Raw genomic sequence first — 14,692 nt, 5'->3', positions numbered from 1 at the left:
TACTTTTCAAAGTTCATTTCTGAGAAACTCCGCCGTATAGCTTTGTTTGCAATCAATGATTTGCTCGGGAGTACCTTCGCAAACGATGGTACCACCACGCTTGCCGCCTTCGGGTCCAAGATCAATGATGTAATCGGCTACTTTTATCACTTCCATGTTGTGTTCAATCACCAGGACGGTGTTGCCACGGTTCACCAGGCGGTTTAATACTTCGAGTAGTACTTTTACATCTTCAAAATGCAGCCCGGTAGTCGGTTCGTCGAGGATGTAAAACGTTTTGCCAGTTTCGCGTTTCGATAGTTCGGTAGCAAGCTTTATGCGCTGTGCCTCACCACCGCTGAGGGTAGTACTCTGCTGACCTAAAGTGATATATCCCAGCCCCACTTCTTTTAGTGTGCGTATCTTTTGCAGGATAGACGGGATGTTTTCGAAAAACTCCACGGACTGTTCGATGGTCATATCGAGCACATCGCTGATGGATTTTCCTTTGTAACGCACTTCGAGGGTTTCGCGGTTATAACGCCTGCCGTTGCATTCTTCGCACACCACATGCACATCGGGCAGAAAGTTCATCTCGATGATACGTAAACCGGCACCACCACAGGTTTCGCAACGTCCGCCTTTCACATTAAACGAAAATCTGCCGGGTTTGTACCCTCTGATTTTAGCTTCGGGCAACTGGTGGAAAAGCTTGCGGATGTCGTCGAAAACGCCGGTGTAAGTTGCCGGATTGCTACGGGGTGTACGCCCGATAGGCGACTGATCAATTTCGATAACCTTATCAATAAACTGCAACCCATCAATACTTTCGTAAGCCAATGGTTTTTTATCAGAACGGTAAAAATGCTGGCTAAGGATAGGATAAAGTGTTTCGTTTATCAAAGTAGATTTTCCGCTTCCCGAAACTCCGGTAATGCAGGTGAAAATTCCAAGCGGGAATTTCACATCAAGATTTTGCAGGTTGTTGCCGCTGGCTCCTTTCAAAAGCAGCGAATACCCATTGGGGATACGCCTTTTTTCAGGGACAGAAATTTCTTTTTTTCCGGAAAGGTATTGGCAGGTAAGTGTTTTACAACCTTTCATCTGGTCGGGTGTGCCGACGGCAACAATTTTTCCTCCATGAACACCGGCTCCGGGACCTACATCCACTACGTAATCGGCAGCGAGGATGGTTTCTTTGTCGTGTTCCACCACAATAACCGAATTCCCGATGTCGCGAAGGTCCTTTAAAGACTTTATCAAACGTACGTTATCCCGCTGATGGAGCCCGATGCTCGGTTCGTCGAGGATGTACAGTACGTTTACCAGTTGCGAACCTATCTGTGTAGCAAGGCGGATGCGTTGCGCTTCGCCACCGGAAAGGCTACGCGAAGGACGGTTCAGGGCGAGATAATCCAATCCTACATCGAGCAAAAAACGAGTACGGGTTTGTATTTCACGGATAATTTCATGTCCTATCCGCAGTTTTTTCTCATCAAGCTGTGAAGGAATATCTTCCATCCACTGTTTGAAAGCCAGCAAATCGAGGTTGGCAATTTCAGAAATATTTCTACCAGCAATTTTAAAATGAAGCGATTCCTTCTTCAGTCGGCTACCTTTACATTCCGGGCAGTCAATGTCGTTCATAAAGTTGCCAGTCCATTTCTGGATGGATGTAGAGTCGGAGGAGGAATTCTGATTCTGAATAAAATTTACTATCCCTTCAAAATTCAGGGTGTAGGTATTGGTGATGCCAAGATATTCGTTTTTAACGCGTATCAGTTCATCAGTTCCGTATAAAATTACCTGGATGGCTTCGTCGGAAAATTCTTCGATGGGCATATCGAGGGTAAACTCATATTTTTCGCCAAGGGCTTCCAGTTGTTTGAAAATCCAGTTGTTTTTATGCTCGCCCAGGGGAGCCAGACCGCCTTTCCGGATAGATTTTGATTTGTCGGGGGTAATTTTTTCGAGGTCAACTTCGGCAATTATACCAAGCCCGTTACAATGTGGACAAGCACCGTATGGCGAGTTGAATGAAAAGGTATTTGGCTCCGGTTCCTCGTAAGAGATGCCCGAAGTAGGGCACATCAGCAGGCGGCTGAAATGGCGGGCTTCGCCGATAGCAACATCCAGCACCGTTAAAACGCCTTTACCATGACGCAATGCCGTATTTACCGAGTCGTGTACACGCTTTTCCGAATCTCCATTCACGGCAATTTTATCAATCACCAGTTCAATGTCATGTACTTTGTAACGGTCCAACTGCATTCCGAAAGAAATTTCTTCCAGGTTGCCATCAACTCTTACTTTAAGAAAACCCTGTTTGCGAATCTGCTCGAAAAGCTCACGGTAATGTCCTTTTCTGCCCTTTACCAGTGGAGAAAGGAGAATTATATTTTTATCGGAATAGCTTTTCATGATCAGTTCAATGATTTGATGTTCGTTGTAACGAATCATTTTTTCACCGGTAACATAGGAATAAGCATCGGCAATACGGGCGTAAAGCAATCGCAGGAAATCGTAGATTTCGGTGATTGTGCCAACGGTAGAACGCGGATTTTTATTGGTTGACTTCTGTTCGATGGAAATAACGGGACTTAATCCTGTGATTTTGTCCACATCAGGACGTTCCAGGTTTCCGATAAACTGGCGGGCATAGGCCGAAAAAGTTTCCATATAACGACGCTGACCTTCGGCATAAATAGTGTCGAAAGCCAGAGATGATTTCCCGCTACCACTCAGTCCGGTAATAACTACCAGCTTGTTTCGTGGTATGACTAAATCAATATTTTTAAGATTATGAACCCTTGCTCCGTAAATTTCCAGTGCGTTCGCCATCGTGTTTTTAAAAACGGCTGCAAAATTACATCAATTCTCCCAGCGAAAAGCGAAAACGGAATCTCAATAGATAAATTTACTTTCAAAGTCTTTGAAAAGAGGCGAAACCTTATCCTTTTCGGAGAGAATAGGATTATTCACTCCCCATTGCACGTTCAAGTCGGGGTCGTTCCAGCGCAGGCTGCCTTCCGAAGCCTTGTTATACATATTGGTACATTTGTAAAAAAACACCGTGTCGTCGGTAAGAGTAACAAAGCCATGGGCAAAACCTTCCGGAACCCAGTACATAAATTTATTGTCTTCATTCAATTCGATGGAAACCCACTTGCCATACCAGGGAGAGCCTTTGCGTATGTCCACAGCCACATCAATTACTGCTCCCTTCATCACCCTGACCAGTTTACCCTGAGCATAAGGGGGGTTTTGAAAATGCAGCCCGCGAAGCACTCCTTTTTGCGATTTCGACTCGTTGTCCTGCACAAAATGCAGGTTTAAACCCTGGGCTGAGAACTTATCCTGATTATAAGATTCAAAAAAATAGCCACGGTCGTCTTTAAACACGGCAGGCTTAATGATTAATACGTCAGGGATTTCGGTTGGGATAATTTCCATTCAAATACAATTAGTTGTTTAAAAAATAATGATTTATTATATTTTACAAGTGAATAACCTCTCCATAAGCCGCAGCCACAGCCTCCATAATAGCTTCGCTCATGGTAGGATGTGGATGTACTGCATCGATAATTTCGCGCCCGGTGGTTTCTAACTTACGGGCAACCACTGCTTCGGCTATCATTTCTGTAACATTATCACCAATCATGTGGCATCCAAGCCATTCTCCATATTTGGCATCAAAAATCACTTTTACAAAACCATCTCTGTTTCCGCCAGCACTGGCTTTTCCGGAAGCGGAAAACGGGAATTTTCCAACCTTAATTTCGTAACCAGCTTCTATGGCGGCTTTTTCGGTATATCCTACGGAAGCAATTTCGGGAGAGGTGTAGGTACAACCCGGTATGTTTTTGTAATCAATGGGTTCAGAATTCAGCCCAACAATTTTTTCCACACAGGTAATGCCTTCGTGCGAAGCAACGTGAGCAAGTGCTGGCCCCGGAACGATGTCGCCAATGGCGTAGTAACCTTCTACATTGGTTTGGTAAAAAGCATCTACTACCACTTTTTCCTTTTCTACGGCAATTCCAACATCTTCCAAACCAATACCTTCTAGGTTGGTAGCAATTCCAACAGCGGAAAGAACGATTTCTGCTTCGATAATCTCTTCGCCTTTTTTGGTTTTTACAGTTACTTTGCAAAGCTCTCCGCTGGTGTCAACTGATTCAACAGAAGAAGAAGTCATCACCTTCATCCCGGATTTTTTAAACGAACGTTCCAGTTGTTTTGAAACCTCTTCGTCTTCTACTGGCACCACGTTGGGCAAAAATTCTATCAGGGTAACTTTGGTACCCAATGAGTTGTATAAATGAGCAAATTCCGAACCTATTGCCCCAGAGCCAACTACCACCATGGATGCCGGAAGTTCGGGCAAAGTCATTGCTTCGCGGTAACCAATGATGCGTTTTCCATCTTGTTCCAGGTTGGGCAATTCGCGTGAATGCGAGCCGGTTGCAAGAATTATATGATTGGCAGTGTATTCGGTTGTGTTGCCTTCGGTATCGGTAACAGCTACCAATTTCCCTGGTTTTATTTTACCAAAACCATTGATAATTTCAATTTTATTTTTTTTAAATAAAAACTGCACGCCTTTGCTCATGCCTTCGGCAACACCACGGCTACGACGAACGATAGCTTCAAAATCAGGGGTAATCTCGCCGGAAATACTTATGCCATAATCAGCAGAATGTTTCATATAATTGTAAACCTGTGCGCTTTTTAGCAATGCTTTGGTAGGGATGCAACCCCAGTTGAGGCAGATGCCACCCAATTCGGCTTTTTCCACTACGGCAACCTTCATTCCTAATTGCGAGGCACGGATGGCGGCTACGTATCCTCCTGGACCGCTGCCGATAACTATCAGATCATAAGTCATATTTCAAAAAATTTAAAGGTGCAAAGTTACATTTTTAAAAAGATTTTAAGCATGATTTACTAACAAATACAACGGAAAATGGTTTGCTTACGTTTTTTGTTAAAAAATTTCTGAGGAAAAATCTTTGGTTTTGTATTTTTTTATATATTTCGGCAAAATTTTTCAACCTAATTCAAACATAAATTTATGGAAAGCAACGGGCTCAATCATTACATCAACGCCGGGAAAAAGGCAATTAATTGGCATGCAGAATATTTACAAAAAATGCGGCAATGTCGTTTCGATACCATTGCAGTTCATGGAATTTATTCCATGCAGGAAGCTCTTGATTTTAACCAGGGAGCCATTATAGAACCTATTTACTTATCTACATCGCAAAGTTACCGCGACTCTGACGAAATGGAAGCCGCCCTCAGTTACCAGATACCCACATGGTGCTATTCCCGTATCGCTAACCCCAGCATGTATTACCTTGAAGGGGTGCTTGCATTGCTTGAAGGTTACGGAACAGGGCTCGAAACTTCCTGCATAGCCACGTCTTCGGGGATGGCTGCCATCCAAAGCGCTGTGGATCCTTTTTTGGTTGACGATCCGGCATACCCGGGCAAAAAAATGAATTTTATTGCCACATGCCAGGTGTATGGAGGTACATTTCAACAGTTTGCCATTCGCAAAGAACAGGAAAGAGGAATCGAATGGAGAAAAATTATCAATAGTAATGATTTGAAAGAATGGGAATCGAAAATTGACGAAAACACCCGTTTTTTGTATGGCGAAATGCCGAGCAACCCGGGACAATCCTTTTTTGATCTCGAAAAAGTGGCAGAAATAGCCCACAAACATCAATTGCCCTTGATAATTGATTCAACCATAGCTACTCCTGCCCTCATGCGTCCGATTGCTTTCGGAGCAGATATTGTTGTGCAATCTGTTACTAAATCGCTTGCCACGAGTGGATTTGGAATCATCGGAGCTGTCATCTCCCGAAAAAATATCGTTACAAAAATCAATAATTCTGCTATGAAAGCCGATTTCTGCGGCTATTTGAAACTGTTACCCAACCGTGATAATGGTCCCAATATTTCTCCGTTCAATGCCGTGATGGCTTTAAATGATATCAGAACCTTGCGTTCACGCATGGATTTGAAAAGCCGTTCCACCCTCGAAGTTGCCCATTTCCTTTCTTCCCATAAACATGTGGAAAGAGTAGATTATTTGGGGCTGGAATCCCATCCGCTACACAAACTGGCTTCGCATTATATGTATCTTGCAGATTCGGAATATGATAGCCAATATGGAGAAAAAGTGAACCGTTACGGACACCTGATGTCGTTCCGGATAAAAGGCAGTGCTGCCGATACCCGTAAAGTATTTGACGGCTTACAACGGATTTGGCGTGCAACAGACCTGGGCAGGATAAAATCAGTGGCTACCATCCCTGCCATTTCCACCCATCAGCAACAGGGAGAAGAAGGTCGCAAAATAGCCGACATCCCACCTAACCTTATCCGCCTGTGCGTAGGAGCCGAACATCCCCACGATATCATTGCCGACCTGGAACAGGCATTGGCTACACTGGATGGAAAAATAACCAAAACAACTGCTCCTGAGTACTCGGCTGGAGGAGCTTCCTCTGCAAAACTGAGAAGATAATGAAAAACAGTCCTCTTTTATTTTATTCAACCAACCTGCAAACGCAACCGGTTTCTTTCAGCCAAGCGCTGATGAAAGGACTGGCGCCTGATGGCGGATTGTTTATGCCCAAAACTATCCCCATACTTTCTATTAAAGAAATAAAGCAGTTTTCCAGTATGGAATACCATGAAATTGCGTTTGTTGTAACCCAGAAATTTCTCAACGGGGAAATAAGTGATGATGTCCTTAAAGGGATAGTAAAAGATGCTTACGATTATCCTGTTCCGCTTGAAAGGGTGTACGAAAATAAATTCATTCTGCGCCTCGATCAGGGTCCTACGGCATCCTTTAAAGATTTCGCTGCAAGAATGATGGGTAGGCTAATGCAGCATTACCTAAAAATCAGCAATAAAAATTTACTAATCCTAACGGCAACTTCGGGCGATACCGGGAGTGCCATTGCAAATTCCTTTTACGGGCTTGATGCTATTCAGGTTGCAGTCCTTTTTCCCGAAAAGGAAGTTACTACCCGCCAGCGCAAGCAGATGACCACTCTTGGTAAAAATGTTACAACAATTTCTGTTGATGGAAAATTTGATGATTGTCAGCATCTGGTAAAACAAGCGTTTTCTGATCCCGAGCTTGATTTTCTCAATTTATCGTCGGCAAATTCAATAAATATTGGCAGATTAATACCACAAATAGTATATTATTTTTATGCATATTCACGTCTTGCAAAAGACATTGGAAATGAAAAAACAATAGTTTCAGTTCCCTCCGGAAATTTTGGTGATATGATGGGTGGTTTACTTGCCATGAAAATGGGACTTCCGGTAAAGAAATTTGTTATTGCAGTAAACAGCAATGATGAATTTCCTAAATACTTGCAAACAGGTATCTACAATAAGATTGTCCCTTCGCTCAATTGTATTTCGAGTGCTATGAACGTGGGTCATCCAAGCAACCTGGCAAGAGTAGTTGCACTTTTTGGCGGAATCATGGATGAAAAAGGAAATATTCACCGCCAGGCAGATATCAATTTAATGCGGAAACAAATATTTTCAGTAAGTATTGATGATGTTCAAACAAAACAAATTATATTTGATACATGGAATAAATATTCTGTACTATTAGAACCACATGGCTCTGTTGCATGGGCAGGTTTGCAGCATTACCTCGAAAAATTTCCCGAAGAAAATCTACCTTCACAGCTTTGCATTTCACTCGAAACGGCACATCCCGCTAAATTTCCGGAGCATATTTTTGAAATTACCGGAATTAACCCGGCTTTACCTCCAAGCCTTGAAGGAATTGAGTCAAAAACTGAATTTTTCGACAGTTTGTCAAATGATTATACAAGTTTTAAAACCTATCTTTTAAATAAATACAATAGCCGATGATGAATATTGTTTGTTGCGACCTTGAAGGCGTTTTTACCCCCGAAATCTGGATTAATGTTGCCGAACGGACAGGAATTCCCGAACTGCGAATTACTACCCGCGATGAACCTGATTACGATAAGTTGATGAAATACAGGATAAACATCCTCAAAAAAAAAGGTCTGAAACTGAAAGATATCACCGATGTAATTTCAACTCTTAACCCCTTGCCGGGGGCAAAAGAATTCCTGCTTTGGATGCGTCGGCTTACACAGGTAATCATTGTATCTGACACCTTCATTCAGTTTGGGATGCCATTGATGGAAAAACTGGATTTTCCTACTCTTTTATGTCATTCATTGGTTATCAATGATGATGGCGCTATTACCGGCTATAACTTACGTACCACCGACCCCAAACGCAAAACGGTATCCGCATTAAAAAGCCTGAATTACCGTGTGATAGCAATGGGCGATTCGTATAACGACACGAGCATGCTCCTCGAAGCCGATGCGGGCATTTTGTTTCGCCCTCCCGAAAATGTAATTCGTGATTTTCCCCAGTTCAGGGTAACGACAGAATACAATCAGTTGAAAGACATTATTTCAGAGGAGCTGAATAATAATAATTTATAAATTATCAACAGAAATCTGCCTGGTAAATCCCTCTTCGAGCGAAATAAATGTTTCGGTAAAAGTGATTTCTGGCAATGATTGTATTTTTTCGACTATGATATTCTTCAAATGCTCATTATTGCGGGTATAAATTTTTACCAGGAGAGAGTATTTCCCTGAAATATGGTGACATTCCACTATTTCAGGGATTTGTTTTATTTTTTCAAAAACCTCTTCATGGGTACGAGTACTGGTAAGATTTACCTGTATTCCGATAAAAGCACAGGTAAGATACCCAATGTTTTTGGTCTTCAATGTAAACTGGATTCCGGAAAAGATACCCGCACCTGTCATTTTCTGAATACGTTGGTGTATGGCAGCTCCGCTAACACGGCAATTACGGGCAATTTCGAGATAAGAAATACGTGCGTTTTGGGTAAGATACCCCAGAATTTTTTTATCCAAACTATCAAGATGAAAGTGGGTGTCCATTTTTTTAATACTTAAATTACAAATATCATTATTAATGCCAATTAAAATTACAAATTTAAAATAATATTCAATAATAGATTATAAATTATTATAATATATAATCAATTTATATAATACTCATACTTTTGCAGCAATCAATTCACACATAAAAAATAGCACAATGCAATTCGATCCCGCAACACAAGTTCAAAACCTACTCCAATTCGGAGAATTTGGCGACGTAAATCCATCTATCACCGATTCTGCAACCTACACTTTTTTTCAGGCTAAAACCATGACCGAAACTTTCCAAGGGGAAGCGGAAGGGTGTTTTTTATATTCACGCCATTGGAATCCAAGCAATAAATATCTTGCCGATGCCATGGCAGCAATGGAAGGCACCGAAGCAGCATGGGTTACTGCCTCAGGAATGGCAGCCATTACTTCGGCTATTCTACAACTTTGCAACGCCGGAGACCATATCGTTTCAAGCATGACAACCTATGGCGGTACTTTTGCCTTTCTGAACAATTATCTTAAAAAGTTCAATATCAGTGTAAGTTTTGTTAACACTACAAAATTGGATGATGTAAAAAAAGCTATCCATCCTAATACTAAATTGATTTATACAGAAAGTGTGTCCAACCCACTTTTACAAGTAGCTGATATTCCAGCTTTAGCAGAAATTGCAAATCAACACAATATTAAACTTGTAGTTGACAATACCTTTACTCCGATGATAGTTTCTCCCGCAAGGCTCGGAGCACATATTGTGGTTTACAGTTTAACAAAATTTGTAAACGGGAAAAACGACTGTGTAGCGGGTGCTATCTGTGGTTCTAACGAATATATTAATTCATTGATAGATGTAAATTCTGGTACAGCCATGATTCTCGGTCCTGTACTTGATCCGATGCGTTCTTCCTCCATTTTAAAAAACCTGCATACTCTACATATCCGGATGAAACAACACAGCTATAATGCTATGTATCTGTGTAACAAATTTAAGGAAATGGGAATAAAAATAATTTATCCTGGTATGCCCGAAAACAAAGGGCATGAAACCCTAAAACGGATCATGAACCCGGAATTTGGTTTTGGTGGCATGATAGCCATTGACATGGGAACTGCCGAACACTCCAATGCTTTAATGGAACTGATGGAAAAAGAAGGAGTTGGTTACCTTGCCGTAAGCCTTGGTTATTTTAAAACATTATTCAGTAATCCGGGAAAAAGCACCTCGAGCGAAGTTCCCGAAGAAATTCAGAAAGAAATGGGAATGAGCGAAGGCTTGATTCGATTTTCGATAGGGCTTGATAACGATATCGAACGCACTTTTGGAAAAATCATGTACTGTATTGACAAGTTAGGGCTTAGATAATTTTATTGCAAAATAGTTACTTATAAAAATTGCCTCATCAGTATCACGCGGTGAGGCAATTTTTTCGAAAAGCAACTTGCAATTACGAAAAATTTACAGAATTACTATTTATTAGTAATTATTTCTGTTTTAATTAGTTGCCACTTTTTATCCTTCCATTTCCAGTACGAAACGGCATCGGCAATGTCGTTGGAGTTCGTTATGCCTTTAATTTGCTGAATACCTTTAAGCTCGTGTATACCGTCGTTATCCACATCGCGGGCAGTCATGTTTACATAGCCACTAATCCAAATGCTGACAGGCTTTTCCAATGCTCCATTTTTATATACTTTCATTTCGTCATACAGTTGCTTATATCGTAAAAGATTGACGGTGAAACTTTTTCTTTCGGGCATAAGCAACATTGATGCCTTATATTCTTTTTCAAACCGGCCACTTACACTTAGCTGGTAACGGGGTTCGGGAGAAAAAATACATTCGGGTTGCGAACCAGTAATAGAATACACAAAATAGTTGGTTATTCCGCCGCTACTTCCTGTTGGAACGGTAACAAACACCTCCGGGACATTATCTCCTGTAAAATCAATAAGTTGCAATAAAGGGCTATAACCACCATCGTATTTTGAAGGGAAAAAAGTTACAGCGGTTTTTCCGCTGCCTTCATCCTGAGTAATCAAATAAAAATTGCGAAAAAACATGCCGGTACTATCGAAACGGATTCCGGCTAACTGAATTTTTTTCCCCTGGACTTTTTTCGTGCTTCTCAATTGTGTTTCGGCAAGCAACAGCACTCCTTTCGGAAGTTTGGGAATATCTTCGTCGTGAATGCTGGCAAGGGTGATGTACATTTCCATGTAACTGCCGTAGTCCTGCAGCGAAAACATTAGCCCGCTTTTTATCCAATACATTGCAAATTCAGTGGAGGCACCTGCTATCTTTTTCGAGACGCCTTTGGTTCCTAAAAATATATTTATCTGCCTAATCAGTTCATTGCGTATGGTCTTAGTAGCAAAATGCAGTACAAGTTGAGACACTTTACTGTCGGTGAGGCAATATTCCGTTTTTACAGGCTCTTTCCATCCAAACCAGTATTCGTTATAGGAAATATGCATTTGGGTTTTTTCATCATCCCTGACCCCATATTCCAAATCTCCACCTGTTTTTTCATTCAATAATTGCCGGAAGTGCATACCTATTACCTGTAACGGGTATTCGGGATAATGGCTCAGCGCATCGTTTTGGGCAAATGTATTTTCATTGAAGATACACAATATCAATAATATAAAGAATAGTATAAAAAAACGGAAACCACAGTTGCCCGATTTTTTGGTGTTTGTGTTAAAACGCTGATAGCTATACATACCTTAAACCGATAAGTTGTGCAATATACAAAAATATCCTACTACACAAACGCCATTACACAGCATAAACAATGCTAAAAAAGGTATCCGCCAGCGTATTTATTGTCAATCTGCTACTGGCGGGCAAGTACAAACCAAGTTACGGTCGCCCCAAGCATCGTCAATTCGGGTTACAGGGCACCAGAATTTATCTTCCTTAAGTGAAGCTACAGGATAAGCTGCCTTTGTACGTGAATATGGTAAAATCCATTCGTCGGCAGTTACCATACTGGCAGTATGGGGCGCTTTTTTAATCACATTCACCAGTTTGTCGGCTTTACCCTCGGCGATTTCATCTATTTCCTTCCGGATTGCTATCATGGCTTCCACAAAGCGGTTGAGTTCGCTCAGAGGTTCGCTTTCGGTAGGTTCAACCATGAGCGTTCCATGTACCGGAAAAGCTACCGTTGGTGCATGGAATCCATAATCCATAAGCCGTTTGGCAATGTCTATCACAGCAATTCCCGCGGTACGGTTAAATTCGTTACAATCAAGAATCATTTCGTGGGCTACGAAACCATTTTTTCCAGTATATAATATGGGATAATATTTTTCGAGACAGCTTTTCAGATAATTAGCATTAAAGATTGCATATTTGGTTGCCAGTGTCAATCCTTTTCCTCCTGACATTTTTATGTAACCATACGAAATGGAAAGCACCAATGCACTTCCAAACGGAGCGGATGCAACAGCACCAGCAACATTTTCACTATTGGTTTGTAACATTATGTGAGAAGGCAGGAAGGGTACAAGATGGGAAGCTACGCAAATAGGACCTACTCCCGGTCCACCACCTCCATGAGGTATGGCAAAGGTTTTATGCAGGTTGAGATGGCAAACATCTGCTCCTATTGTTCCAGGGTTGGTTAATCCCACCTGGGCATTCATATTGGCTCCGTCCATATACACCTGTCCGCCATTCTGGTGAATGGTATCTACAACTTCGAGTATTCCTTCCTCAAAAACACCATGGGTTGACGGGTAAGTAACCATGAGGGCGGCAAGGTTGTTTTTATATTGTATAGCTTTATTTCTTAAATCATTGATGTCAATATTTCCCTTATCATCACAAAGTACTACCACTACTTCCATTCCTGCCATGTGTGAGCTTGCCGGATTAGTGCCGTGGGCAGAAGCGGGTATCAGACAAATGTTGCGATGACCTTCGCCACGGCTTTGATGGTATTTTTTAATCACAAGCAGCCCTGCATATTCGCCGGCAGCACCCGAGTTGGGCTGAAATGAAATAGCCGAAAAACCGGTAATTTTACATAAATCATTACCTAATTCCTTTATAAGTATGTGATAACCTTCGGCCTGGTCGCAAGGTACAAAAGGATGGATACCGCCGAATTCAGGAAATGTAATAGGAAACATTTCTGCGGCTGCATTCAGTTTCATGGTACACGAACCCAAAGGAATCATGGTACGATTAAGCGATAAGTCTTTTATTTCCAGTTTTTTGATATAACGCATCATGTCGGTTTCCGAATGATAGGTGTTGAAAACCGGATGGGTAAGGAAATTACTTTTTCTTAATAACGTATCCGGGATAGTCTGTATTTTTTCGCATTCAACAGGATTGCAAACAAATGTTGTGAATGTTTTACCTGCTGCTTTTGCAAAAATTGAAAGAATACAATTGATATCATGAAGGGTTGTAGTTTCGTCAATGCTGATTCCGATGTTACGATTATCAATATACCGGAAGTTCATCTTGTTTTCCAATGCCTGTTTGCGAATATTTTCTGCTAAAACAGTTTCAGGTAATTGAATACAAAGTGTATCGAAGAAGTATTGATTGCATTGCATGTAGCCGTATTTCTGTACTTCCTGTGAAAGAACCCCCGTAAGAATATTTATGTGGCGGGCAATTTTGCGGATGCCTTCTTTTCCATGATAAACGGCATACATTCCCGACATGATGGCAAGCAAAGCCTGAGCCGTACAGATGTTGGAAGTAGCTTTTTCGCGTTTGATGTGTTGCTCGCGTTTTTGAAAAGCCATACGAAGGGCAGGTGTACCATTGGCATCTACCGAAACGCCGATAATACGTCCTGGCATATTACGTTTAAAATCTTCTTTCGTAGCAAAATATCCTGCGTGCGGTCCACCAAAACCCATTGGCAAGCCCATACGTTGGGTACTTCCCACTACAACGTCGGCGCCCCATTCACCGGGAGGAGTGAGCAATGCCAGACTAAGCAAATCGGCGGCTACGGCTATCATGATTTGCTTTTCGTGCAATTCCTGCGCAAATTTTGTATAATCCTTAACGTTTCCAATGCCATCAGGGAATTGAACTATGGCTCCGAAGAAGCTGTTATCGAAAGTAAAACCAGAATAATTGCCCGTTACGAGGTCAATTCCAAGAGGTAACGACCGGGTTTTAAGAACGTCTATTGTTTGGGGAAAAATATTTTCATCCACAAAGAATTTATGAATATTGTTTTTAACAGCTTCACGCGAACGGGAGTTAAAAAACATTATCATGGCTTCTGCGGCAGCAGTTCCTTCGTCGAGCAAAGAGGCATTTGCAAGGGGCATACTGGTGAGGTCGCTTACCATAGTCTGAAAATTGAGAAGGGCTTCGAGTCTTCCCTGCGAAATCTCAGCCTGGTAAGGAGTGTAGGAAGTGTACCAACCCGGATTTTCAAGGATATTGCGAATGATAACAGCCGGCGTGATGGTATTGTAATACCCCATCCCGATAAAACTTTTGTACAGTTTATTTTTAGCCCCTATTTCCCTGATGTGTTGCAGATATTCATATTCATTCATGCCGACGGGCAAATCAAGTTCTTCCTTTAATTGTATGGAAGCCGGTACGGTAGCATCTATCAGTTGTTCGAGTGAAGAAACGCCAATGGTTTTCAACATGGCTTCTGCCTCAGCAGGTTGGGGACCATTGTGACGGGTAATAAAGTTATTTGTAAGCATATAGG

General features: G+C 41.7%; 10 protein-coding genes. 4 read left to right on the top strand and 6 right to left on the bottom strand.

Features of this window, described 5'->3' with window-relative positions:
* Window positions 1-6: 6 nt before the first annotated feature.
* The 3 genes from uvrA to lpdA form a co-directional block, all read right to left on the bottom strand.
* Window positions 7-2,820, bottom strand: coding sequence for an excinuclease ABC subunit UvrA (uvrA, locus tag M0R21_00335; protein ID MCK9616264.1), 2,814 nt, complete (start codon window positions 2,818-2,820; stop codon window positions 7-9).
* Between the two features lie 63 nt (window positions 2,821-2,883).
* Window positions 2,884-3,432, bottom strand: a complete 549-nt coding sequence (gene rfbC / locus M0R21_00330; GenBank protein MCK9616263.1) for a dTDP-4-dehydrorhamnose 3,5-epimerase — start codon at window positions 3,430-3,432, stop codon at window positions 2,884-2,886.
* Between the two features lie 43 nt (window positions 3,433-3,475).
* On the bottom strand, window positions 3,476-4,867 hold the full coding sequence (gene lpdA / locus M0R21_00325; protein MCK9616262.1) for a dihydrolipoyl dehydrogenase: 1,392 nt from the start codon (window positions 4,865-4,867) through the stop codon (window positions 3,476-3,478).
* Between the two features lie 186 nt (window positions 4,868-5,053).
* Here lpdA and M0R21_00320 point away from each other — a divergent pair, with 186 nt between their 5' ends.
* From M0R21_00320 to thrH, 3 genes are read left to right on the top strand one after another with little or no spacing between them, the layout of a single operon-like run.
* Window positions 5,054-6,520 carry an aminotransferase class I/II-fold pyridoxal phosphate-dependent enzyme gene (locus tag M0R21_00320; protein MCK9616261.1) on the top strand — a complete coding sequence of 489 codons (1,467 nt, stop codon included), beginning with the start codon at window positions 5,054-5,056 and terminating at the stop codon, window positions 6,518-6,520.
* Window positions 6,520-7,902 (top strand): threonine synthase, encoded by a 1,383-nt coding sequence (thrC, locus tag M0R21_00315; protein MCK9616260.1) that lies wholly within the window; start codon window positions 6,520-6,522, stop codon window positions 7,900-7,902. Before M0R21_00320 ends, thrC begins: the two co-directional genes overlap by 1 nt.
* A complete protein-coding gene (gene thrH / locus M0R21_00310; protein MCK9616259.1) occupies window positions 7,899-8,516 on the top strand; it encodes a bifunctional phosphoserine phosphatase/homoserine phosphotransferase ThrH in 618 nt (205 codons plus the stop codon). The genes thrC and thrH overlap by 4 nt, the downstream gene beginning before the upstream one ends.
* Here thrH and M0R21_00305 read toward each other — a convergent pair.
* On the bottom strand, window positions 8,511-8,987 hold the full coding sequence (locus tag M0R21_00305; GenBank protein MCK9616258.1) for an Lrp/AsnC ligand binding domain-containing protein: 477 nt from the start codon (window positions 8,985-8,987) through the stop codon (window positions 8,511-8,513). The genes thrH and M0R21_00305 overlap by 6 nt on opposite strands.
* A 160-nt stretch (window positions 8,988-9,147) precedes the next feature.
* On the opposite strand from M0R21_00305, the gene M0R21_00300 reads away from it, so the two are divergent.
* The gene (locus tag M0R21_00300; protein ID MCK9616257.1) at window positions 9,148-10,347 is read left to right on the top strand and encodes an aminotransferase class I/II-fold pyridoxal phosphate-dependent enzyme; all 1,200 of its coding nucleotides are present in this window, start codon (window positions 9,148-9,150) and stop codon (window positions 10,345-10,347) included.
* A 104-nt stretch (window positions 10,348-10,451) separates the two neighbouring features.
* On the opposite strand, the gene M0R21_00295 is transcribed toward M0R21_00300, so the two are convergent.
* Both M0R21_00295 and gcvP read right to left on the bottom strand, forming a co-directional pair.
* On the bottom strand, window positions 10,452-11,618 hold the full coding sequence (locus M0R21_00295; GenBank protein ID MCK9616256.1) for a hypothetical protein: 1,167 nt from the start codon (window positions 11,616-11,618) through the stop codon (window positions 10,452-10,454).
* A 195-nt stretch (window positions 11,619-11,813) separates the two neighbouring features.
* Window positions 11,814-14,687 carry an aminomethyl-transferring glycine dehydrogenase gene (gene gcvP, locus M0R21_00290; GenBank protein MCK9616255.1) on the bottom strand — a complete coding sequence of 958 codons (2,874 nt, stop codon included), beginning with the start codon at window positions 14,685-14,687 and terminating at the stop codon, window positions 11,814-11,816.
* Between the last annotated feature and the right edge of the window lie 5 nt (window positions 14,688-14,692).

The sequence above is a fragment of the Lentimicrobiaceae bacterium genome, from assembly GCA_023227965.1.
GTDB lineage: Bacteria > Bacteroidota > Bacteroidia > Bacteroidales > JALOCA01 > JALOCA01.
The sequence above is the reverse complement of the archived record's forward strand: the minus strand, read 5'-3'. Positions and strand labels throughout refer to the sequence as shown.